Genomic DNA, 22,501 nt, shown 5'->3' with positions numbered 1-22,501 from the left:
CATGCTTGCCTTTATATTTGATACAATCAGTACAAATATAAAAAGATTGATTGCTATTTTTAAACTATAAAAAAAAGAAACTTGCGCTTATGCACAAGTTTCTTCTCCAAAATTATTCCCTATTTTTTGACTACTTCATGTCCACCGAACTGATTACGAAGAGCTGAAACTACTTTTCCATGGAATGTATCATCTTCTTGAGAACGGTAACGCATAAATAATGACATTGCGATTACCGGTGCTGCCGCTTGAAGTTCAAGTGCCGTTTCAACAGTCCATTTGCCTTCACCTGAAGAGTTCATTACCCCTTTAATACCATCTAGTTTAGGATCATCTGCAAATGCCTTTTCAGTTAAGTCCATTAACCAACCGCGGATAACTGATCCATTTGCCCATACTTTTGCAACATCTTCATAATTGAAATCAAAATCACTTTTATCTAACACTTCAAAGCCTTCAGCGATTGCTTGCATCATACCGTATTCAATACCGTTATGAACCATTTTTAAGAAATGACCACTTCCAACGCGGCCAGCATAGGAATAGCCATTCTCTACTGCTAAATCTTTAAATAAAGGTTCCAATTGATCGTAAATTTCTTTTTCTCCACCAACCATTAAGCAAGCACCGTATCTAGCTCCTTCTACACCGCCTGATGTTCCTATATCTACGTAATGTAAACCAAAGCTTTTCGCTTCTTCCGCACGGCGTAACGTATCTTTATAGAATGAATTTCCACCTTCAATAACGATATCGCCTTCCTCTAATAATGGATATACATCTTTTAATACTGACTCAACAACTTCTCCCGCAGGTACCATTACCCAAATTGTACGAGGAGCTTCTAGTTCAGCAATCATTTCTTTTAATGTATGGCGAGCAGTAATCCCTAAAGCCCCAGCCTTTTCAACAAGCTCTTTATTTACATCGTATACAACTACTTCATGCTTGTCTTCATATAAATGTTCTGCTAATGGGAATCCCATTTTTCCTAATCCAATTAAACCTAGTTTCATATTAATCAATCTCCCATTCTATACAAATATATTTAATAACGAAATTAATCCAAGTGCTACAACAGATAATATGGTCTCCATTGCAGTCCATGTTAATAATGTTTCTTTCACAGTCATTCCAAAATACTCTTTAATCATCCAAAATCCAGAATCATTTACATGTGATAAAATTAATGATCCTGCACCTGTTGCAAGTGCTAGTAGTTCAACATTTACACCTGGTGTACTTGCTGCAATTGGTGCTACAATTCCAGCTGCTGTCATCATAGAAACTGTAGCAGATCCAGTCGCGATTCGGATAAGTGCCGCAATTCCCCAACCTAATAATATCGGTGAAATATGAGATTCTTTCGCCATTTCTGCGATTGTCGTTCCAATTCCAGAATCTAATAATACTTTATTAAACGCACCGCCTGCACCAATAACTAACAGTATGTTCGCAATAGGTCCTAAGCAACTATTTGTAAATTGTAATACTTTATCTTTTGAAAAACCTTTTGCATAACCAAGACTAAAGAAAGAATATATCGTTGCAATTAATAATGCGACGATTGGATCTCCAATAAAGTGTAATACTTGTGCAAGTTGACTTGTTTTGTTTAGCCCTACTTCCGCAATCGACGCACCTAGCATTAGAAATACTGGAAGTAAAATCGTAAACAATGTATTTCCGAAACTAGGAAGTTCCTTCTTCTTATCTCTTTCAATAAATTGTTCCGCTATATCTAACGGTACTTCTTTATGTATATGAGCACCGATCCATTTCCCGTAAAGCGGACCTGAAATAATTGCAGTTGGAAGTCCGACAATTAATGCATATAAAATTGTCTTCCCTACATCTGCTTTAAAAATCCCTACCGCTGCCATCGCTGCTGGATGCGGTGGCACGAGTCCGTGTACAACGGATAGTCCTGCTACTAGCGGAATACCGATTGTAATAAGTGATACCCCAGTTTCTAACGCAATTGTAAATACTAATGGAATTAGTAGTACAAATCCAACTTGGAAAAATACTGGAATTCCTACTAAAAATGCAACGAACATCATTGCCCAGTGAACACGTTTCTTCCCAAAACGACCAATTAATGTGTTAGCAATTCGTTCAGCACCGCCAGATTCGGCCATCATTTTTCCAAGCATCGTTCCTAATGCTAAAACTATCGCTAAAAACCCTAACGTATTACCAAGCCCTAATTTAATAGAATCGATAATCCCTGGATCTTTTGGTGAAGTTCCAATCAATGGCATTCCCATTGCTAACCCTACACCAATTGCTGTTAAAATTAACGCGACAAATGGATGCCATTTTACTACCGTAATAAGTAAAAGTAGTATGACAACTGCCGCTAGTACGATTCCAACTACCATTTCTCCCAATCCCCCTATTGTTTACGTTGGAAAGCAGCTATACAATCAAATTCTTCTTTCAAGCGATTGTAAAGTCGTTCATACATATAAAACATTTCTAAATATATTGCCGTATTTTCTTTATTCGGTACATGGTGATGAACAATTTCAATCCAATCCTTTACCTCTTCAAGAGAATCAATTTTTCCTACAGCATATAAAGCAAGTGCCGCTGCCCCAAGCGCAGATGCTTCATGACTTTCAGGAACAAGCAATTCTTTTCCCATCATATCGGATAACATTTGTCTCCAAAATGCAGATTTCGCAAATCCTCCTGAAACGCGTATTTCAGTAAGTGGCCCTGTACAATCCCTGATTGCGAGTGCAACAGAGTATACGCTCATACAAACACCTTCCATGACTGCTCGTATAAAATGTTCTCGTTTATGCTGAAGGTTTATTCCAAAGAATGTACCACGAGCATTTGCATTCCAGTAAGGTGCACGTTCTCCAGATAGAAACGGTAAAAATAGCAATCCACCCGCTCCAGCTGGTACACTTTCCGCATATTTAATTAATAGATCATACGGATCAATTCCAAGCTTCCTTGCAACTTCTTGTTCTGGGCTACCGAATTCATCACGTAACCATCTCAATAATATTCCCCCGTTATTCGTTGGCCCGCCGATCACCCAGTGCTCGTCTGTTAATGCGTAACAAAACGTTCTTCCTTTTTCATCTGTATTAACACTTGATGAAATTGTTCGAACCGCACCACTGGTTCCAATCGTAATTGCAGCCGATCCAGGCGATATTGCCCCAACGCCTACATTTGCAAGAACACCATCACTTGCACCAATAACAACTGGAGTATCTTCACGAATGCCCATCTTTTGTGCTAATTCAGGTTTCATACCAGATAAAATATATGTAGTTGGCACAGGTGTTGATAATTGTTCTGGTGACATATGTAACATCGTTAAAACATCTTCATCCCAGTTTAATGTTTCTAAATTAAATAACCCAGTAGCTGATGCTATCGAATAATCCACTACGTAACGTGAAAATAATTGGTAAACAACGTATTCTTTAATAGAAATAAATTTATAAGCACTTTTATATAATTCTGGTTCCTCTTCTTTCATCCATAACAATTTAGATAGTGGTGACATCGGATGAATTGGTGTACCAGTACGTCTATAAATTTCATGTCCATTCATATGTTGTAATAATTTTTCTGCTTGTTTCGTGCTCCGATTATCTGCCCAAATGATAGAGTGCGTTAACGGCGCACCATTTTCATCTACTGCAATTAATGCGTGCATTGCTGTACTAATACCGATTGAAGAAATATCTTCTGGTAATACATTACCCCTTTCAATGGCAACGCTTACAGTTTTGTAAACAGCAGCACATATTATATCAGGATCTTGCTCAGCCCATCCGACGTTCGGTTGTATAATTGGATAATCCACTGCATGTGATGCAACGACTTTTCCATTTTCTGTGAACACAACCGTTTTTGTACTTGTGGTACCGATATCAATCCCGATTACTCTCCCCCTTGTTTCCATGCGAATCTTCCCTTCGTTTCTAGCAAAATACGATTTAGTAAACCGTTTACATGAATTAGTATATAAAATATTTTTTCTTTAATCAAGTTTTAAGAAGAAAATTTTTTTCAAACCAAAAAAATAAATCCCCTCATTCCATTTCACTTCCATACTAAATTTAGATTTTCCGTGCGGTAAAGTTGCATTATATTCGTTTCGCAACACATTCTTTTTCTTTCATTAACAACACATATATAGTCCTTCCGTACGTTCTACTCATTTGCTTGAAAAAGGAGTTGTACAGCAACTACCTCCGCAATGGAATTTTTGTGCACTTTTCTCGTTTTTATTGTATTAAGTTCACTCGTCCTTTTATCTTAATAGTCTTAGAGTGCGGATCCTACTATCACTTTATTAACTTGTAAATATATGTTCCATACTATAAAATCTAATAGTATTTATATTTTTCAGAAAAATAAAACAATATTTTAGACTTTATTGTATAATGTTGTAAAAAGATGTCGGAGGGATTTAATGTTACATACAATATCTCAATTCACAATTAAGCTTTCATCAATTCTTTTATCACTGTTACTATTATTAAATTTACCTTATTTATTTATCACTCAACAAGGATTCACCTTTCAACCCATTTATTTTTTTAACCAGATCGTTACTATGTTAAAACAGGTTTTCTCACCCGAATCATTGTTGGTTATAGGGTCAGACCCAAAGTTTGGTCATTTAAAAACAACACCATTATTCCCAACTGTTTTAGAACCTTACCTATATTCATTTACTATATTATTTGTAGCCTTTTTGGTTGCGCTCTTTCTATCATCTAGCATGGCATTTTTTTATTTTTTAGCAAAAGATTATATAAAAAAATGGATAAACCGAATTGTGTTCATATTAGAAGCTGTCCCCGATATGATGATAATGATTTGTTTGCAAATATTTTTCATATGGGTACTTCAGAAATTCGGGGAAGCCCCTTTCACTATTATTTCTTTTAATGAAAATCGAGCTTATTTACTCCCTATTTTATCTTTAGCTGTCTTACCTACATTACAAATGTTTCGGATGATGGTGTTATACATAAAAGAAGAACATGGAAAACATTACGTAGAGGTTGCATATGGAAAAGGCCTTTCATCAAGTTATATACTGTGCATTCATTTATTCAAAAATATATCTATCCACTTTTTCCACCATTTAAAAACGATTTTTGTTTTCTTACTTTCTAACTTATTCATTTTAGAATTTGTTTTTAATATGCAAGGCATTATTCAATTTTTATTTAAGAAGGCGTTTATTTCACCTCCAGCTGCATTTATCATACTTGTTATGATTATTTTACCGTTTTATGCCATTTTTCAAATAATTTCTCTCATGATGATTAGATGGCAAAAGCAATTGAAAGGAGCAGCTTTATGAAATCTATTTGGAAATCAAAACGCTTTTTAATCGGCTTTACTTATTTATTCATACTTGTTTCAGCTAGCTTTATTTATAGCTGGTTCTTTAAAGATAACATCCCAAAACCTCCTCAGTTACTTTACAATGACAATAACGAATTACTTGGAAAGGCCCCCTTTCCGCCATCGTTAATACCGCCTTTTGGATCTGATCGTTTTGGAGAGTCTGTTTTCTTACAAATTATAGAAGGAGCAAAATTCACTATATTATTAGCCGTGGCAATTAGCTTCTTTCGAATTATATTCGGAACATGTATAGGAATTCTCTTAAGTTTATATGCTCCAAAATTCAAGAGATTTTTCCAGGCATGCTCAGAAGTTTTTTACTATATTCCTACTTTATTTATCGCATTTATACTCATCACACCTGTTAATATTGTAATCATATCAAATGCTGATAGATTAGATCCAAATATTTCATTTGCGTTTTATCAAGTACTCGTACTTATTTTCGTCGCTCTGCCTACACTTTCTATATATATATCCTCAGAGGTTGATGAATTTATGAAACAAGATTACATTTTAAGTTCACAATTACTGGGTGCCAGCCGTTTTCATATTATCAAAAAACACTTACGAGTCTTATTACTTGACCGCTTATTTGTGTTATTCATGGAACATATCGTCCAAACACTCATACTCGTTATCCATTTAGCGTTGCTTGACATTGTAATTGGCGGGATACAAATGCGGGAACTCTATGACGGAGTGCTCAAACCTGTTTCTTTATCTAATGATTGGGCAGGCCTTATTGGATTAAATCGTTATGAAATGAATCTTTCATGGTGGATTATTTTTTATACTCTCGTTTCATTCTTTATTACGATTCTATTTATTAAACTTATGACAATCGGGATTCAAGATGCACTAAAAGCAAGAGATTCGCAAACTGTAGCAATTCAATCCGTTCCAGATCAAAAGAAATTTGTTAAACATAAAGATTCTTTTTCATTTGCAAATAAATTAAACCTTTAATCATTTCTCATTAATCGGCATTGATAAAAAAGAAGCTGATCCCTGTTGAATACAGGGATCAGCTTCTTTATGCCGTCTAACTTTTTTACATGTCCTTTGCTAGACTTATGTTTTGTATATTTAAAGTGAATTATTTACAATCACAATTATGCTGTTTAAAATCGATTACCATACGTCCTTGAATTCTACCTTCTTCCATTTCTTCGAATACATTTTGTACTTTATCTAGGGAACAAGTTTGAACAACCGGTACAACTTTTCCTTCTGCACCGAACATAAATGCTTCTTCTAAGTCCTTACGAGTACCGACTAAAGAACCAACTACTTCAATTCCATCTAATACAAGTCGCGGAATGTTTAAATCCATAGTTTCTACTGGTAAACCTACCGCAACGACTTTACCACACGCACGTACTGCGTCAACCGCTGAATTGAATGCTACTTTAGAAACAGCTGTGACTACAGCAGCATAAGCACCACCAAACTCATCTTGAACAATCTTATCAGCAGGACCTTGTGAAATTGGATTGATAGTCATATCAGCGCCAACCTCTTTTGCTAAGGCTAATTTATCGTCATTAATATCTACTGCAATTACCTTTGCACCAAATACGTTTTTAGCATATTGGATAGCTAAGTTACCTAATCCACCACAACCATAGATGACGATAGGTTGACCAGGTTTAATATCTGATACTTTTATTGCTTTATATGTAGTTACGCCCGCACATGTAATTGATGATGCTTGAGCAGGATCTAATCCTTCTGGTACTTTCACCGCATAGTCAGCTGTAACAATACATTGTTCAGCCATACCGCCATCTACTGAATAACCAGCATTTTTAACTTCACGGCAAAATGTTTCTCTACCAGTTACGCAATATTCACAACGTCCACAAGATTGGAACATCCATGCAATACTTACACGATCACCTATCTTTAGTGAAGTAACATCATTAGCAATTTTCGTAACAATACCTACACCCTCATGACCAAGAATACGGCCATCTGTGTTTCCAAAATCATGATTTGCAACGTGTAAATCAGTATGACAAACCCCACAATACTCTACATCTACTAACGCTTCACCTGAGTGTAACGGACGTAATTCCTTTTCAATAACTTCAATGTTTGCTTTACTATTTTTATTAACTACTACTGCTTTCATATGTGATCTCCCCTTTAGTGTTTTAGAATTTTAATGAGTACATCTCAAAACTTCTTTCTTCACTGATTTGGCTAATCATTATGCCAAATTTAAATGTTCAATCATCATTACACGTTCATCATAACATGTAATTTTAAAAGCTTATTGTTAAATATTGAACAATATTTGAATTATTAACCAAATGTTTTCTTACTATATTTGAAGGGAAACTGAAATTTCATCCATGTATAGTTTATTAGAATTCTAAATGAGGAGTATTTAGAGGGTACAAAAATAAAGTTTTTTTAGCAGGAAATTATAATCATCATATTTTCAAAAAAGATTATAACGAGTAAACCTAGATTATATATCATCAAACTATTGACCAATATAAAAAGCCCTTCAACTGAAGGACTTTTTATATTCGTTTCATCGAAATTGTTTCACGTATGCTTTGTAAATTTTGCAATGTTTCTTCTTGGCGTTGTAACGATAATCCAACATATAAAGTATCTAATAAACTTAACTGTGCTAATCTTGATGAACTAGCTTCTGTACGGAATTCCGTCTCGCGTGTAGAAGTATAAAGTGTTATGTCAGCAAGTTGACTTAATGCTGATTTCTGATAGCTCGTAATCGCAATAATGCGAGCTCCCCTTGCTTTTGCTACTTCTAACGCTTCCAGTAACCCTTTATTGCTACCAGAATGAGAAATTGCAATGACCACTGCTTCTTTAGTTAGTAAACCCGCACCCATAATTTGAAAATGTGAATCTGTATGAGCAATACAAGAAATACCAGTTCTCATAAATTTATGATATGCATCCATCGCAATAATACCGGAACCACCATTTCCATAAAACTCAATACGGCTTGTATCTTGCAATACTTTTACAGCTTGCTCTAGTGCTGTATCGTTTAGCAAATGCAATGTATCTTGCAGTCCTGTAATATGCGAATGAAAAACTTTTTTAGCAACAGTTACCATACTATCTTCCGCCGATACTTCTTCATGAATATTTTGCATTGGAGTATGTACAATTTCACGAGCTAATGTAATCTTTAAATCTTGAAACCCTTGAAAACCAAGGTGCTTACATAAGCGGAATATCGTAGCTTCGGAGCTATTCGTAACTTCAGCTAATTCTGTAATAGATTTATGTACAACATCTTGTGGATGTTCCAATATATGTTCAGCAATACTTCGCAATTTCGGTGATAAACCGTTTAACGAAGCCTGAATCTTCCCAAGCCCACTTCTTGTACCTGGCATAGCATATCTTCCCCTTCCATCGTAGCTTTATCCCATATTAACGAGCAATAAGACCCCCACCTCAAAATCCGATGAATGCAAGGGAGTTAGGAGGGAGTCGTGCTACCCATAAAAACCCAATTGATGCGGGCTAATAATCAGTGGGGATGGTCCCTACTGATTAAAGTTTCACTTTATTGTACCTAATTATTGAAAGAAGAAAAACCTTTATTCAAAATCACTATACATTTTTAATTGCTTCTATGTATTCTGTCATAACATATGACTATATTATTCATACTTAATATTACTTCTTCTCATGTTTCACCGCATATAATGCAGCTTGCGTACGATCATCTACTTCCAACTTAGCTAAAACATTTGAAACATGTGTTTTTACAGTTTGTTCTGTAATATGAAGCTCTGCTGCAATTTCCTTATTGCTTCTCCCTTTCGCAATTTCACGAAGTACTTCTTGCTCTCTTTTCGTTAACATAGAAAAAGGGTTTTCTTTTTCTTTTTTAACTGCTGACCGTCCTAAGAGTGCTGGTGTTACTTTCGGGTGAAAATTCGCATTTCCTTCATGTACTGCAATGATAGAAGCTACAAGTTGCTCAGGTTGTACTTCTTTTAATTGATAACCATCTGCTCCAGCTTCTAGTGCTGGTAAAACATAATCTTGCTCTGAAAAACTGCTTAATATAAGTATCTTTATTGTCTCATCATATTGTTTTATCCGTTTTGTTGCTTCAATACCATCCATCTTCGGCATGGATAGATCCATTAATACTACATCTGGTCTTTTTGTTTGGACGAATGTTAATGCCTCTTCACCATTTTCTGCTTCCCCAACAATTTCAAATTCTTCTCTCGTTTTCAAAAAGAATACAAGTCCTCTTCGGACGATATGATGATCCTCAACTAAAAGTAATTTAATCTTCAACCTTCTTCTCTCCTTCAAACCGGCAATTGAATTTCAATTTTCGTACCCTTTTTCAGCTCCGTTTTTATTTGAAATGATCCCCTCATTAACTGAATACGTTCCTTCATACTTTTTAAACCGAGCGCTGTCTCTCTTACGTGATCTTGTATAAATCCTATTCCGTTATCCTCTATGTAAAAATATAGCTGGTTATTTTCTATTTTCAAAAGAATATTTACCTTTTCACATGAAGCATGTTTTTTACAATTATGTATTGCTTCTTGACTAATACGCCATAAAACTTCTTCTATTTCATCCCCAATTGAAACCATTCCATCAATTCGAACTTCCACATGAATCCCTAACAACTTTCCGTAAGTTTTAATTGCTTCTGCTAAACCTTTCTCTAACCCTTCCGGTCTTAATTGCCAAATCAAAAGTGTCATCTCTTGTAATGCTTCCTGTGATAATTCTCCAATATAGCTCAACATCTCTTGCAAGTCTCTATCTTGCGTCATATTTAGAGTACCTTTTGCTGTTAGCATAATAGAAAATAGCAATTGTTTTACTGAATCATGTAAATCACGAGCTAATCGATTTCGTTCTGCTACAACCACGTATTTACGCTCTCTTTCCACTAACTGAATACGCTGTATTGTCGTTCCAATTTGAAATGCAATTGATTCTAATAATGCTAATTCTTCCTCTGAAAAATGTGTTTTTTGAGGAGAGGCGACATTTAATAGACCAAACTTCTCCGATCCAGATCTAAGGGGAATTGTCGCATGATGCGTAACATCTTCGGTATCTCCCCAATTACATTCAATCGCATCCTCTATTCGCTTACATTCAATAATATTTGTCGCTTTTTCCAATCTGCCATTCACAAAACGCTCTACACACCAGCAGTCTCCTTCACACATCGGCTTCTTTTCTTGCCACGTAAGAGCTGGCGGTAAGTTTTGATCTACAAGCATACGGTGCTTTCCACTTTCATCAATAAAAAAGATCCACCCTGTTTGTAAATTCATAACTTGTAACAATGTATGTAACACTTTTTCTAACATGTCCTGTAAGTCTGTTGCTTCATTTAATAATTCAGCAATTGCTTTTAATGCTTCTAAACGATGCATCTCTTTTTCTTCAAAGTTCATTTTCATCACCAACTACCATTATAACATTAAGAAATTTCTAAATTCTACAAATTAAAAAGAACTGAATTCCTTCAGCTCTTTCTTTATATCAATCATTTTATTATTATTTTTCTATCCAATGTTGAAAGCAAAATTCTCGTTAATAAACTGTTCTACTTTAGCTGTCCGATAAAGATTGTCCACCATGGTTATGTAAACTTTCAGTAGTAACGAACATATTGGCTGCTGGCATTTGTACTTGATTCTTATGGAACATAGACATTAATTCAAATCTTACTTGTCTAGAAGTTTCAAAATAATCTTCTGGCTTTATTAAACCTGTCATACAAAATTCATATCCAACGTATTTCAGGTTCGGGTTTAAATCTGTAACACCAACATATTTAAATGGTTCAACAGCTTCATCATCTACTTTATAAAGACTTGGAGCCAATTTTTCATTACAATTCACACAAACCTCTTCTAACAATTCCTTTACTCTTGTAGGATCTTCCTGATAACTTACCGTAATCCGTTCAATTACTCGCATCCAGCCTTTATTAAAATTTTGTATCGTTCTAATCTCTCCATGCGGTATGGTAAGGAGTTTTCCTGACCATTCACGAATTTGCATAAAACGAATACTAATTTCCTCAATCGTTCCTGAGTTTGTTCCGTTAAAAGTAACAAAATCGCCAACACGAAACTCTTTGTCCGCTAATCTCGCAAAGCCTAATATAACATCTTTCAGCATCTGTTGTGCAGCAAAACCGATAACAACCCCCGCTATCCCTGCACCTGCAATGATACTTTTTATATCTACAAATTGGCTAATTAAATATATGATTAGACTGATGATAATGATGTATCTAAAAATAGATCGAATCACACTTTGAATCGTTTGCTCTACCTCTTCATCAAAAAAGCTTGATTTCCTAAAAAACCAATCAATAATACGGTTGATTACAAATGAGATAATGATTAGAACTAAAGCAAATAGTAAAAATCTTAAAAGTAAAAACTCTCTTACATAATTAAAAAATTCTTCAGTATACGTTAATACACTCATCCAACCACTTCCTTAACTAATGAAAATTTCATGCAAAACTAATTTATTTTCATAATTTTTGATTTCCTTAAAACATGTGACACACTCTTCTATAAATATACCCTTTTTCATTATCTAAAGGGAGCTGACCATTAAAATTTTTTTAATGACTTTACTTTAAGATTACACTACTCATCTTAATAAAAGGAAAACATTTACATGACATCGAATAGTTCATTTGAAAATATTTTGACTTGCGGAGGTTAGTAACAATGGGCTATATCGAAGAACTAAGAGAAGTTATTGGATCAAGACCAATCAATCTAGCTGGCGTTGCTGTAGCTGTTTTCAATGAACAAGGACAAATATTACTTCAACAAAGACAAAGTGGTATTTGGGCTGTCCCTGGTGGATTCGTTGAACTTGGTGAATCAACAGAAGAAGCTGGAAGACGAGAAGTGCTTGAAGAAACAGGGATTGAAATAGGAACTTTACAGTTAATAAACGTATTTTCTGGAAAAGAATTTTTTGTAAAATTACCGAACGGACATGAATTTTACCCTATAACAATCGCATATCTTTGCAAAGACATTACAGGCGGTACGTTAAAAGCTGATGGAATTGAATCATTACATGTACAATTTTTTGATTTAAATGAGTTACCTGAAAAAATTAGTCCGTTCATAAAAAACTAATCGAGCAAAACCTCGTCTCAATTTAAACGTAAAAAGAGGCCTTTTTAAAGGCCTCTTTTTTACTTTACTTCTGCATGTAAGCATGACTTAAAATGTCCAAGTGCAAATTCATGTCCTTGCTCATTAAAAGATGCAACCGCCTTTTCATAAACTACAATTTTAAATCCTTTATTATAAGCGTCTACTGCTGTGTGGAGAACACAAATATCAGTACAAACACCAACAAGATGAACCTCTTCTATTCCTCTTTCTCTTAACTTCATCTCTAAGTCTGTTCCTGCAAATGCACTATATCGTGTTTTATCCATATAATATACATTCTCTGCATTTTTATATGTTTCGTACACATCTTGTAATTCACCAAACAAACCTCTTCCATTAGTACCTGCTATATTATGAGGCGGGAATAACTTTGATTCTGGATGATATACATCGTTTTCTTCATGTTTATCAATCGCAAAGACAACGTAATCTCCATTTTCAATATATTGCTTCGTTATATGTACAATTTCCTTCTCAATTTCTTGTCCTGGTTTCCCACATGTTAAAGCACCTTTTTCAGCTACAAAATCATATGTATAATCAATATTAATAAGAGCTCGTTTCATAACTACTCTCTCCCCTTCTTCTGTTTCACAGTAAACAATAGAAAATTTGTTATTACGACACCATATGTTTTATTCGACATATTAAATATAAATCCTACATTTTTCTTACAAAAATTTATCTTAATCTGAGTTTATCATAGAACAGGTACACAATTGTAAAACATACAGCTCCAATTAACAAATCATAAATTTGATAATTGAGCGTAACTTCTATTGTCTCTTGTAAAGTAAACCAAATTATCGACATTATTATAATGAATAAGAAAATACGAATACATCGCTTCAAGCTTTCAATTCCTTTCTCTTATATAATAAAGAATAACAGCTTCCTATTCATACTAGAAAGTGAAACAAAGTATTCTCTATTATATTGTTCAATCCAAACAAAAAAGCACACTACTTTTTGAGTAATGTGCTTTTTATTCTTATTAAGACGCAGGTTTTGTCTCAAATGTTGCTTGATTAAAACTAATAACCTTTCCTTTTGGGTCATTGTTTTCATACTGAACTGCAGTAACCGTATGATTACCTGTCTCAAGCGTCTTGTCTTTTAATTGTACTGTTGTCTGTGTTGTACTAGTGACTTGATGTTTATCTGCATATACTTGATCTACAAATATAAATGTTTCTTTATCGTTTTGAAAATTAGAAAGCTCTAATTCAACTTGCTGAATTAAAGTATCCTTTTTGATAAACACAGCCGGGATATTTCCATTTTCAGAGGTGCCATCTGGAGTAATAACTTTCACTTTGCCTTCTCCGACTGGCACCGCTCCTTCAGGAAATACAACTATATTCTCATTACTTGCGTTTACAACTTTTTCTTCCTGCTTTGATTGTGTATCCCCTTTTTCCTGTGGAGTACCGCAACCAACTAGTAACAATACAGACAATCCAGTGATTATGAATTTTTTCAAAATTCATCCCCCCTGTCATTTCATTATAATTTATTATACAAAAATAACTTTTACATTTTAAGACTACTTTCAACACTTTCATGAACAAATAGAATATTGCTCACGATTAATGTATCATACTTTCCTTAATAGAACATTAATTTTTTTTATGAAATAAATAGTAATTCCCTCTTATCTATCATTTTAGCCCAACAAATTAATTACATACCTGTCCAAAATAAAAAGACATTGTTCATTCAATGTCTTTTTATTTTGGGCTTTAAAAAACAAATGTTGTAATCTCATCTACTTCTTTTCTTGGAAGTTTCTTCGGCTTATCTTTCGGAAAACCAAGTGAAACAACCATGTTTATTTGTTTTTCAGGCTCAATCTGTAAATATTGTCGTAGTTCATCTTGAGCTAACAATACTGGTCCTGTCATCGGACAAGTACCAAGCCCCTTCGCATGTGCAGCCAACATTAAATTTTGTGCTGCTAAACAGCTACTCTTAATTCCTTCTTCTTCCCAAACTGAATCTGGAACAAAAGCAATTGGATCAAATATCTTTTCACGAAACTTTGATTCATATGGCGTTGCCAAACATACGATTAATACTGGCGCCTCCGAGAAAGCTGTTGCATATGGTCCGAAAGAACGTGTAAGTAATTTCCCTGCTTTCTCTTCTCCGTTTTCTGCCGCTTTTGCCGCAAGTTTATGTAATGCATCCCATGTCATTTGTTCAATTTCTTTAATTTTCTCTCGGTTCATAATGACCAAGAACTCCCACGTTTGTGAGTTCGTATCACTTGGTGCATAACGAGCACAATCAATAATTTCTTTTATATCACTAGTGGATACTTCTTGTTCTGTAAACTTTCTAACACTTCGTCTACCGTGAATTACTTCTTTAAAATCTTCATAATTCATACATTAAATCCCCTTTTTACAGCGTTTTCAAAACTTGTCCTATGCTTGAATTATATCATGAAAAAAAGCTGGCGGAATACCAGCTTTTTTCTTCAATATTAATTCGTTACTTTAAACAAACGAATACTTTCTTCATATGCAATTTGAAGTTTCTTTGTAATTAGTCCTCTTTCGCCGGTTCCAAACTGTTCATCACCAATTTGAACGACTGGGAATATTTCAAGTGGTGTCGCTGTAAAGAAGCACTCATCAGCCTCATAAACTTCTTGTAGTGAAAATTCTCGTTCTTCTACTTCAATATGTAACTCTTTCGCTAATGTAATAACGAAGTGACGTGTAATGCCGTGGAGAATGAAATTGTCAGCCGGATGTGTAATCAATTTATTATTTTTCACCATAAAGAAATTTGAATGACACCCTTCAGTTACAATTCCATCTCGTACTAATATCGCTTCTTGATAGCCTTGTTCGTTTATTTTATTTTTAATCATAATATTAGGTAGCAGGTTTAAAGATTTTATATGGCAGAACTTCCAGCGTATATCCTCTTCTACAGTAACTTTTATTCCTCGTTCCATAGCAGCAATTGGTCTTGGAAACGAAACAATATTTGCAAAATATGTTGGTTGCATATTAGACTCATATACATGATTACGTGCTTGAGCACCTCTTGATATTTGTAAATATACATTCCCATCTTCTTGAAATTGATTTTTTTCAATCATTTGATGTAACTCTTCCACTAACTCCTCCTTTGTAAACGGCGGAATTAGTTTTATTTCTTCCATAGAATTAAAGAATCGTTCCAAATGTAAATCTAATAAATGTGGCTTCCCATCATATAGTCTGAATACCTCGTATATACCATCACCAAATTGAAATCCTCTCTCCTCTAATGGAATCATCGGCTGTTCTTCCTTCGTGTTTACAATTCTTCCGTTAAACAAAATCCAATCTTTATGAGTAGCTTTCATTTATTCCCACTCCTTTATTCCATGATTGGTTTAATTGTACAACTTATCCACACCTAAAAGAAGGAATTTTCTGTATTTTTATAAATAAAAAAGTACATCACCTATTTCCAGTGATGTACTCGACCATTCATTTACTTTAGAAAATATTTTTCAATATCATCTAACATAAGGTTTGCAGCTACAATACCACCTGCGGTATTCCAAATCACTTCATCTACTTGGAATACTTTATTATCTTTAGAAGCCTGTAACTGTTTAAATAGTGGATCTTCTGTCCATTCTTTCGCTAACGTGTTTCCTTCATTATTCTTATCCGCATCTTTATCCGATGTGAAATAGAATAAATAATCCCCGTCCATATTTGGAATTTGCTCTTTTGTAATTCCTTTTATCGCAAATTCATCTTTATCTTGTAATGGTGGTCGTTTAAATCCGATATCATTTAATACAACGCCTGAGAATGAATTTTTTTGATAAATACGAACATCACCAGGGACGAAGCGAATAATTGAAACTTTAGAGTTAACTTTATCACCTAATTGTTCTTTTATTCCCGCAATACGCTTTTTATAATCATTAAGAGCATTTTGCCCTTCTTTTTCTTTATTTACAGCTTTAGTATAAAGTGTAAAGTTTTCTTTCCAATCACCGCGTAATGTTTCAGCATATACTGTTGGTGCGATTTCTTTTAACTGCTCGTATATTTTTTCGTGACGCATTTTATTTCCGATAATTAAATCTGGCTGAAGCTTCATTACTGCTTCTAAATTAATGTCACGCTCAGTTCCTACTACTTTCGTATTTTTTAACTCTTTTGCTACATGAGGATACCATTCATCACCAGCTCGTGGTTTTGTCGTTCCAACTGGCGTTACCCCAACAGTTAAAAGTGCCTCAGCACCCTCATTTGTTAAAACAACAACTCTTTTTGGTGTACCACTTACTGTCGTTTCGCCCATTGCATGCTTTACATTATATGAATCTTTTGCCTTTACAGATGTATCTTTATCTTTCTTCTCTTCTTCTTTACCGCACCCTGCGATTACGACCATTAGTAACATAACGCAAAGTATAAGAATATTTTTAGTGCGTGTCATAAGTCCTCCAAGTTGAAATTGATTATCATTTACATTTAAAGACTAATGTATATCTCATACATTGTCAATAGATATATCAGAAAACTTTTTCAATATATATAATTTAGATCTCATTTTTATTCAAAATATTTTTGTACTTATTTGCTACTCACATTTTTCAACCGTAACATGTGAAAAAGAAATGGACTAAGAAAGTAATTGTAATTCCAGTCAATACATAACGTACATAATACATATCAGGTATTACTTTTTTTAGTATGAGCTGTATCATGAACATGAAACTAAGACCTAATACTGTTTTTACTACTTGTATTTTAAAATCATTATTTTCATTCATTTTAATAAAATGATTTTCTAACATGATACCCATCGTAGAACCTGTCAAAACTCCAAGTAATTTAAAATTATCTATTTGGTCTGTTATAAAATACATAATGAGTGAAACTGCCAATACAATTCGCTGTAACAATATAAATTTCCTATCACTTAATTCCCCTGTTACTCTCGTATATAAATAAACAACTATGACACTAATTAAAATGGCACCTATTATATCACTGAGCCAATGGACACGTAAATATAGACGAGAAGTAGCAACCAATATTATAAAAATAATTCCAATGATCCAAATGATTCTCTTTGTGCATATCATCATAAAAGAGCCCCAAAATGTTGTCGCTAACTGGACGTGTGTACTTGGAAAAGAATAACCTGCGGCTGATTTTTCATATAAAGCCTGAATTCCGTCGTATGTATACGGTCGCGGGATTTTCATGAATTCTTTTACCACTAGCCCTATATACCCAGAGAAACAAAGCATAACAATCATATGAAATGCTTTTCTTTTAGAGACGCACCAATATAACATGGAAATAATGACTAAATACAACGTTTCATTTGCAATATTGGATATAAGTTTAAAAAGTATTGTAAGCACACTTCCCTCCAGACTGGTCATCCATTCAAGAAATAAAATATCAAAATTAAACATACAAAAACGATACCTCCCAAAAATTTAATCCTGCTATTTGCAAGCATTTAATATAGAGTAGTTGATTCACATTTCAAATTTACACACCTACTTACGTTACAGATTAAGAATATATATTATCACATACTAATAACAGATAATATGTTGAATCATCTAATCATTTTTATAAATTCTAATAAATTTTTGAGCTTTATATACAAAAACATCTGTATCTTGTTATCCATTTATTTATATTTCATGTCAAATTGCACCTCGTTGTTTTTTGATCTATGGAACTACTATTAAATAAAGCAATATACATATGACTTTCAAAGCCATTACAATTACAAATAAAAAAACCGCCTTATGTAAGGCGGTTTCTATCATTTTGCTTTAACCAATTTAAAATAAATATATACGATTGATAGTGAATATAACGTATGCAAAATAAAAGAAATAAAAGGGCTATTCCAGTGCTACTATACAGCAAACCGAACTTCAAAAAAATATTTAAAAGCGGCGGGAAGTTCGTTATGTTTTGTAATGTAATCAGCATACAAAATAAAAAGAAAAATACAGGGGCATATTGTAATTCATACGGCTTTTTCTTCTTATTCATTCTTTTTCGAATGAACATATGGATTAGCTCTGCTACTAGAAAACACCCTCCAATTAATACAAGACCAGAAGTCATCGTCATATATCCACCTGCCTTATATTTATCTCGCGTAACTACCCATCGTTATATTTTTTTCACATATATTCCATCTTCTTCATTAAAACCAAAGCTCTCTATAAAAGATTTAGCTTGTTCCGTTAATTCCGTTTGTATTACTTTTATCTCTTTCACATTTCTTTCTTTCATCATCGTTTCAAATGTAAAATACGTATTCGTCCCATAACCATAACTTTGATAATCAAAGTGAATAATTAACTGAGATAAAACCGCACTCTCCTCTTGAACACGATAATCTATTACACCAATATATGTATCATCAACTTTCACACAATACTGTACCTGATTCTCACTTAAACTATGTGAGCGAAACATTTCATTAACAACGTTTTCATTTTCTACATTTACTTTTTCAAACGTAATCATATGTTGTCCATCCTTTTACTATTATTGTATCAATAATTCGTTCTATTTATGAAAAAAACCTTAAGATCGTATGCGATCTTAAGGTTTTTCTAATTAAACTAAGCTATACGCACGTTTCGTTTCTTCGTGGAACTTATTCGTATCGTATTTATGCTCAACATAAATTTGATGCCATACCATAAACGCAAGTACAGTCCAAATTTTACGGCTATAATCGCCTTTATCTGCACAATGTGCTTCCAGTAAGTTTAATACATACTGTTTGTCGATTAAATGCTCTGTTTTACTCTCGTTTATAATATTGATAGCCCAATCATGCATTTCGTCTTTTAACCAGTGACGAATTGGTACTGGGAATCCAAGTTTTTTACGATCTAATACGTGATCTGGAACGATTCCGCGTGCTGCTTCACGTAAAATAGCTTTCGTAGTTCCGTTAGCAATCTTAAATTCAGTTGGAATTTTAGATGCAACATCAAATACTTCTTTATCTAAGAACGGTACACGAAGTTCTAATGAGTTTGCCATTGTCATTTTATCAGCTTTTAATAAAATGTCACCGCGTAACCATGTGAACATGTCAATGTACTGCATTTTGCTTACATCATCATAATCTTTAATTTCGTTATACAATGGTTTCGTGATATCCATATAGTTAACACTTTCATTGTAATACTTCATTAATTCAACTTTCTCTTCTTCACGGAAGATTTTCGCGTTTCCGTAGTAACGCTCTTCAATTGGCGTACATCCACGCTCTAGGAAGCTCTTTCCTTTAAAGCCTTCTTTAAGAGCACCACTTAATGCTTTTAGAACGCTCTTACCTGGGCTAGGAATGTAAGAGAACATTTTTAGTGAGTTTGGCTCACGATAAATATTATAACCACCAAATAGCTCGTCTGCACCTTCACCTGAAAGAACAACTGTTACATGCTTACGTGCTTCTTTTGCAACGAAGTACAATGGTACAGCTGCTGGATCTGCTAAAGGATCATCCATATGCCAAATGATTTTTGGGAACTCATCCATAAACTCTTTCGCTGAAATGAATACGTTATGATTTTTAACGCCTAATTTCTCAGCAGTTTCTTTGGCAACATCAACTTCACTGAAACCACGTTGTTCAAAACCAATAGAGAATGTTAAAAGATTTGGATTCATTTCTCTTGCGATAGAAGCGATAATAGATGAATCGATACCACCAGATAAGAATGAACCTACTGGTACATCACTGCGCATATGCACTTTTACTGAATCATATAACACATCACGAATTGCTTGGATATGCTCCTCTTTCGTTGCGCTTGAAGCATTGAAATAAGGTTTCCAGTAGCGATGGATTTCCATCTCTTTACCGATTTCTTTTACGAAATAATGACCAGGCTCGATTTTATTAACATCAATTGTTAATGTTTCTGGCTCTGGACCATATTGGTACGTAAAGTAATGTTGTAGTGACGTTGGATTAACGCCTTTATCTTCCATCACATGCATAATACTTTTCTTCTCAGATGCGAAGAATGTAGTATCACCTTGTTGTGCGACGTATAAAGGTTTAATACCGAAGTGGTCACGTGCACCGAAAAGTTTCTTCTCTTCACGATCCCAAATCATAAATGCAAACATACCACGAAGATAGTCTACACATTTTTCTTTCATATGCGCATACAATGCAATGATAACTTCTGTATCCGATTGTGTTGCAAACGTTGCACCTTTTTCAAGTAACATTTCACGTAATTCTACATAGTTGTAAATTTCACCATTAAAAATAATTACATATCGATCATTTTCATAAGTTAGCGGCTGATGTCCTGCCTCTAAGTCAATGATGCTTAAACGGCGGAAGCCAAATTGTACATGTTCATCACGAAAATATCCTTCGTCATCTGGACCGCGGTGGAAAATCATCGTGTTCATATTTTCAAATTGATGTTTTTCTGTTTCTGAAAACTCTCTAGGGTTTTCACATAAACATCCTACAAAACCACACATACTTCTTACCCTCTTTCAGTTTTCATTCTGTCTATATACTACTATATCAACCCTATTTATACTAGCATAATCAATTGAATATGGCGACCAAAAACTATAAAAAAATCACTCCATTTCACATTTTTAACAATTTTTTATGAAAACATGAAAACTAGGCAATCACCTTTCTCCGCTTTTGTCATATGATATTGCAAATTGATTTCTAGGAGGGAATACCATGAGTGAAGAAAAAAAAGACTCTTCTCGCCCACCGGTTCGAAATTATTTAAAACAAATTGATGATTTCTTCGAGCAAACACCACTTCGCAATGTAATCGCTGATTTAAATCATTTTTTCCAAAAAGGAAACCGTTTATTAACATTCCCTGTAGATTTATATGAAGTTGGTGAAGAACTCGTTGTTACAGCTGAACTACCAGGTATACAAAAAGAACAAATTCAAATTGAAATACAAAGTGAATACTTTAAGGTCTCTGTAAAAGAAGAGATTCTAGAAGAAGCAGAGGAAGAAACATCTCATAACTATTATCGCCGAGAACGTTCTATTTCAGAAGCATCCAGATTAATTAAATTACCGTACTCAATTAATAAAAAAGCAGCGAAAGCTTCGTATCGAAATGGCGTGTTAGAAATTCGTGCACCAAAACTTCCACAACAGCATGACATTTTATCCATAGACTAATGTAAAAAAAAGAAGGGTGCTATGCACCCTTCTTTTTAATCCGCTAATCGCTTCATATCACGTATAATGTCTTCGTACGGCGTATTACTAATACCATTATACTTTTTCATTACTTTTCCATTTTGATCAATTAAATAAAATGATGTACCATGCATAACTTGACCATTCTCAGGTTTATCTACAAGTGATTGGAAATTATCTTTTGCAAACTTTGTAATATCTTCTAACGAATAACCCGTTAATAAATTCCAGTTACTAGTATCCTCTGTGAACTTTTGAATGAAAGCCTTCAAATTCTCCGGCTTATCAAGGTCTGGATCTACACTAAATGAAACAAACTGAACGTCTAATTTCTCTTCTTTTGCCATCTTTTGCAGTTTTGCCATATTAGCAGTCATTGGCGGACAAACTGTTTGACAGTTTGTGAACATAAAATCTGCAACCCAAACTTTCCCTTTTAAATCTTTTGTACCAAATGACTTTCCATCTTGATTTGTAAATTGGAAAGTTTCTAAATCCCAATTCAATGGTTTACGAAGCTTTGAACCTGATTCACTACATCCAGCAAGTACAAAGAGACAAAATACAACCATAAGACCAATTATTTTTTGATAACGCTTCATTTATAAACAAACCTCTTTTCTCTATCCTAAATTTAAATAGGTTATGTTTATCATAACAAA

General features: G+C 34.1%; 21 protein-coding genes and 2 pseudogenes. 4 read left to right on the top strand and 19 right to left on the bottom strand.

Features of this window, described 5'->3' with window-relative positions:
• Positions 1-119: 119 nt before the first annotated feature.
• From gnd to gntK, 3 genes are read right to left on the bottom strand one after another with little or no spacing between them, the layout of a single operon-like run.
• Positions 120-1,016 carry a phosphogluconate dehydrogenase (NAD(+)-dependent, decarboxylating) gene (gene gnd / locus KZZ19_RS10755; protein WP_000765992.1) on the bottom strand — a complete coding sequence of 299 codons (897 nt, stop codon included), beginning with the start codon at positions 1,014-1,016 and terminating at the stop codon, positions 120-122.
• An 18-nt stretch (positions 1,017-1,034) separates the two neighbouring features.
• Complete coding sequence (locus tag KZZ19_RS10750) at positions 1,035-2,384, bottom strand: GntP family permease (protein ID WP_237981030.1); 1,350 nt, start codon at positions 2,382-2,384, stop codon at positions 1,035-1,037.
• 14 nt (positions 2,385-2,398) lie between these two features.
• Positions 2,399-3,937, bottom strand: a complete 1,539-nt coding sequence (gene gntK / locus KZZ19_RS10745; RefSeq protein ID WP_237981029.1) for a gluconokinase — start codon at positions 3,935-3,937, stop codon at positions 2,399-2,401.
• Positions 3,938-4,450: 513 nt separating this feature from the next.
• On the opposite strand from gntK, the gene KZZ19_RS10740 reads away from it, so the two are divergent.
• Both KZZ19_RS10740 and KZZ19_RS10735 read left to right on the top strand, forming a co-directional pair.
• A complete protein-coding gene (locus KZZ19_RS10740) occupies positions 4,451-5,353 on the top strand; it encodes an ABC transporter permease subunit (RefSeq protein WP_237981028.1) in 903 nt (300 codons plus the stop codon).
• The gene (locus KZZ19_RS10735; RefSeq protein ID WP_237981027.1) at positions 5,350-6,369 is read left to right on the top strand and encodes an ABC transporter permease; all 1,020 of its coding nucleotides are present in this window, start codon (positions 5,350-5,352) and stop codon (positions 6,367-6,369) included. The genes KZZ19_RS10740 and KZZ19_RS10735 overlap by 4 nt, the downstream gene beginning before the upstream one ends.
• A 130-nt stretch (positions 6,370-6,499) precedes the next feature.
• On the opposite strand, the gene adhP is transcribed toward KZZ19_RS10735, so the two are convergent.
• The 5 genes from adhP to KZZ19_RS10710 form a co-directional block, all read right to left on the bottom strand.
• On the bottom strand, positions 6,500-7,537 hold the full coding sequence (adhP, locus tag KZZ19_RS10730) for an alcohol dehydrogenase AdhP (RefSeq protein WP_237981026.1): 1,038 nt from the start codon (positions 7,535-7,537) through the stop codon (positions 6,500-6,502).
• Positions 7,538-7,934: 397 nt separating this feature from the next.
• On the bottom strand, positions 7,935-8,789 hold the full coding sequence (locus tag KZZ19_RS10725) for a MurR/RpiR family transcriptional regulator (RefSeq protein ID WP_088096299.1): 855 nt from the start codon (positions 8,787-8,789) through the stop codon (positions 7,935-7,937).
• Positions 8,790-9,075: 286 nt separating this feature from the next.
• Positions 9,076-9,711: a two-component system response regulator CasR gene (gene casR, locus KZZ19_RS10720; RefSeq protein ID WP_237981025.1), complete on the bottom strand. Its 636-nt coding sequence runs from the start codon at positions 9,709-9,711 to the stop codon at positions 9,076-9,078.
• A 14-nt stretch (positions 9,712-9,725) separates the two neighbouring features.
• A complete protein-coding gene (locus KZZ19_RS10715) occupies positions 9,726-10,823 on the bottom strand; it encodes a sensor histidine kinase (protein WP_170930136.1) in 1,098 nt (365 codons plus the stop codon).
• A gap of 178 nt (positions 10,824-11,001) precedes the next feature.
• On the bottom strand, positions 11,002-11,892 hold the full coding sequence (locus KZZ19_RS10710) for a mechanosensitive ion channel family protein (RefSeq protein WP_226545377.1): 891 nt from the start codon (positions 11,890-11,892) through the stop codon (positions 11,002-11,004).
• A gap of 251 nt (positions 11,893-12,143) precedes the next feature.
• On the opposite strand from KZZ19_RS10710, the pseudogene KZZ19_RS10705 reads away from it, so the two are divergent.
• Positions 12,144-12,592 (top strand): annotated as a pseudogene (locus tag KZZ19_RS10705) (NUDIX hydrolase).
• A 33-nt stretch (positions 12,593-12,625) separates the two neighbouring features.
• Here the strand turns inward: KZZ19_RS10705 and KZZ19_RS10700 are convergent.
• The 10 genes and pseudogenes from KZZ19_RS10700 to asnB all read right to left on the bottom strand — a co-directional run bounded on the left by KZZ19_RS10700 (position 12,626) and on the right by asnB (position 21,136).
• Positions 12,626-13,174 (bottom strand): cysteine hydrolase family protein, encoded by a 549-nt coding sequence (locus KZZ19_RS10700; protein WP_088096295.1) that lies wholly within the window; start codon positions 13,172-13,174, stop codon positions 12,626-12,628.
• A gap of 115 nt (positions 13,175-13,289) precedes the next feature.
• Positions 13,290-13,469 (bottom strand): hypothetical protein, encoded by a 180-nt coding sequence (locus tag KZZ19_RS10695; RefSeq protein ID WP_226545510.1) that lies wholly within the window; start codon positions 13,467-13,469, stop codon positions 13,290-13,292.
• 133 nt (positions 13,470-13,602) lie between these two features.
• Positions 13,603-14,091: a hypothetical protein gene (locus tag KZZ19_RS10690; protein WP_088096294.1), complete on the bottom strand. Its 489-nt coding sequence runs from the start codon at positions 14,089-14,091 to the stop codon at positions 13,603-13,605.
• A 259-nt stretch (positions 14,092-14,350) separates the two neighbouring features.
• A complete protein-coding gene (locus tag KZZ19_RS10685) occupies positions 14,351-14,998 on the bottom strand; it encodes a nitroreductase family protein (protein ID WP_088096293.1) in 648 nt (215 codons plus the stop codon).
• 98 nt (positions 14,999-15,096) lie between these two features.
• Positions 15,097-15,972, bottom strand: coding sequence for a D-amino-acid transaminase (gene dat, locus KZZ19_RS10680; RefSeq protein ID WP_088096292.1), 876 nt, complete (start codon positions 15,970-15,972; stop codon positions 15,097-15,099).
• A gap of 131 nt (positions 15,973-16,103) precedes the next feature.
• Positions 16,104-17,069: an ABC transporter substrate-binding protein gene (locus KZZ19_RS10675; protein WP_237981024.1), complete on the bottom strand. Its 966-nt coding sequence runs from the start codon at positions 17,067-17,069 to the stop codon at positions 16,104-16,106.
• Between the two features lie 137 nt (positions 17,070-17,206).
• Positions 17,207-18,060: pseudogene (locus KZZ19_RS10670) on the bottom strand (phosphatase PAP2 family protein).
• Positions 18,061-18,403: 343 nt separating this feature from the next.
• Positions 18,404-18,733, bottom strand: a complete 330-nt coding sequence (locus KZZ19_RS10665; protein ID WP_088096289.1) for a hypothetical protein — start codon at positions 18,731-18,733, stop codon at positions 18,404-18,406.
• A 48-nt stretch (positions 18,734-18,781) separates the two neighbouring features.
• On the bottom strand, positions 18,782-19,141 hold the full coding sequence (locus KZZ19_RS10660) for a GNAT family N-acetyltransferase (protein WP_088096288.1): 360 nt from the start codon (positions 19,139-19,141) through the stop codon (positions 18,782-18,784).
• Positions 19,142-19,234: 93 nt separating this feature from the next.
• Positions 19,235-21,136 (bottom strand): asparagine synthase (glutamine-hydrolyzing), encoded by a 1,902-nt coding sequence (asnB, locus tag KZZ19_RS10655; protein ID WP_000333826.1) that lies wholly within the window; start codon positions 21,134-21,136, stop codon positions 19,235-19,237.
• 217 nt (positions 21,137-21,353) lie between these two features.
• Here asnB and KZZ19_RS10650 point away from each other — a divergent pair, with 217 nt between their 5' ends.
• A complete protein-coding gene (locus KZZ19_RS10650; RefSeq protein ID WP_088096287.1) occupies positions 21,354-21,818 on the top strand; it encodes an Hsp20/alpha crystallin family protein in 465 nt (154 codons plus the stop codon).
• 35 nt (positions 21,819-21,853) lie between these two features.
• Here KZZ19_RS10650 and KZZ19_RS10645 read toward each other — a convergent pair whose 3' ends face one another.
• The gene (locus tag KZZ19_RS10645; RefSeq protein ID WP_237981022.1) at positions 21,854-22,441 is read right to left on the bottom strand and encodes an SCO family protein; all 588 of its coding nucleotides are present in this window, start codon (positions 22,439-22,441) and stop codon (positions 21,854-21,856) included.
• Between the last annotated feature and the right edge of the window lie 60 nt (positions 22,442-22,501).

This window comes from Bacillus thuringiensis (genome assembly GCF_022095615.2).
Classification (GTDB): Bacteria; Bacillota; Bacilli; order Bacillales; family Bacillaceae_G; genus Bacillus_A; species Bacillus_A cereus_AG.
Note: the sequence above shows the minus strand (reverse complement) of the source record. Positions and strands in the feature narration are given on the sequence as shown.

Bases quoted from the DNA above. Each gene is read 5' to 3' on its own strand.
- KZZ19_RS10725 (WP_088096299.1), bottom strand. From the start codon at position 8,789: ATGCCAGGTACAAGAAGTGGGCTTGGGAAGATTCAGGCTTCGTTAAAC.
- gntK (WP_237981029.1), bottom strand. From the start codon at position 3,937: ATGGAAACAAGGGGGAGAGTAATCGGGATTGATATCGGTACCACAAGT.
- KZZ19_RS10735 (WP_237981027.1), top strand. From the start codon at position 5,350: ATGAAATCTATTTGGAAATCAAAACGCTTTTTAATCGGCTTTACTTAT.
- KZZ19_RS10645 (WP_237981022.1), bottom strand. From the start codon at position 22,441: ATGAAGCGTTATCAAAAAATAATTGGTCTTATGGTTGTATTTTGTCTC.
- dat (WP_088096292.1), bottom strand. From the start codon at position 15,972: ATGAAAGCTACTCATAAAGATTGGATTTTGTTTAACGGAAGAATTGTA.
- adhP (WP_237981026.1), bottom strand. From the start codon at position 7,537: ATGAAAGCAGTAGTAGTTAATAAAAATAGTAAAGCAAACATTGAAGTT.
- KZZ19_RS10675 (WP_237981024.1), bottom strand. From the start codon at position 17,069: ATGACACGCACTAAAAATATTCTTATACTTTGCGTTATGTTACTAATG.
- asnB (WP_000333826.1), bottom strand. From the start codon at position 21,136: ATGTGTGGTTTTGTAGGATGTTTATGTGAAAACCCTAGAGAGTTTTCA.
- KZZ19_RS10710 (WP_226545377.1), bottom strand. From the start codon at position 11,892: ATGAGTGTATTAACGTATACTGAAGAATTTTTTAATTATGTAAGAGAG.
- KZZ19_RS10715 (WP_170930136.1), bottom strand. From the start codon at position 10,823: ATGCATCGTTTAGAAGCATTAAAAGCAATTGCTGAATTATTAAATGAA.
- KZZ19_RS10750 (WP_237981030.1), bottom strand. From the start codon at position 2,384: ATGGTAGTTGGAATCGTACTAGCGGCAGTTGTCATACTACTTTTACTT.
- KZZ19_RS10685 (WP_088096293.1), bottom strand. From the start codon at position 14,998: ATGAATTATGAAGATTTTAAAGAAGTAATTCACGGTAGACGAAGTGTT.
- KZZ19_RS10660 (WP_088096288.1), bottom strand. From the start codon at position 19,141: ATGATTACGTTTGAAAAAGTAAATGTAGAAAATGAAAACGTTGTTAAT.
- KZZ19_RS10700 (WP_088096295.1), bottom strand. From the start codon at position 13,174: ATGAAACGAGCTCTTATTAATATTGATTATACATATGATTTTGTAGCT.
- KZZ19_RS10665 (WP_088096289.1), bottom strand. From the start codon at position 18,733: ATGACTTCTGGTCTTGTATTAATTGGAGGGTGTTTTCTAGTAGCAGAG.
- gnd (WP_000765992.1), bottom strand. From the start codon at position 1,016: ATGAAACTAGGTTTAATTGGATTAGGAAAAATGGGATTCCCATTAGCA.
- KZZ19_RS10650 (WP_088096287.1), top strand. From the start codon at position 21,354: ATGAGTGAAGAAAAAAAAGACTCTTCTCGCCCACCGGTTCGAAATTAT.
- KZZ19_RS10740 (WP_237981028.1), top strand. From the start codon at position 4,451: ATGTTACATACAATATCTCAATTCACAATTAAGCTTTCATCAATTCTT.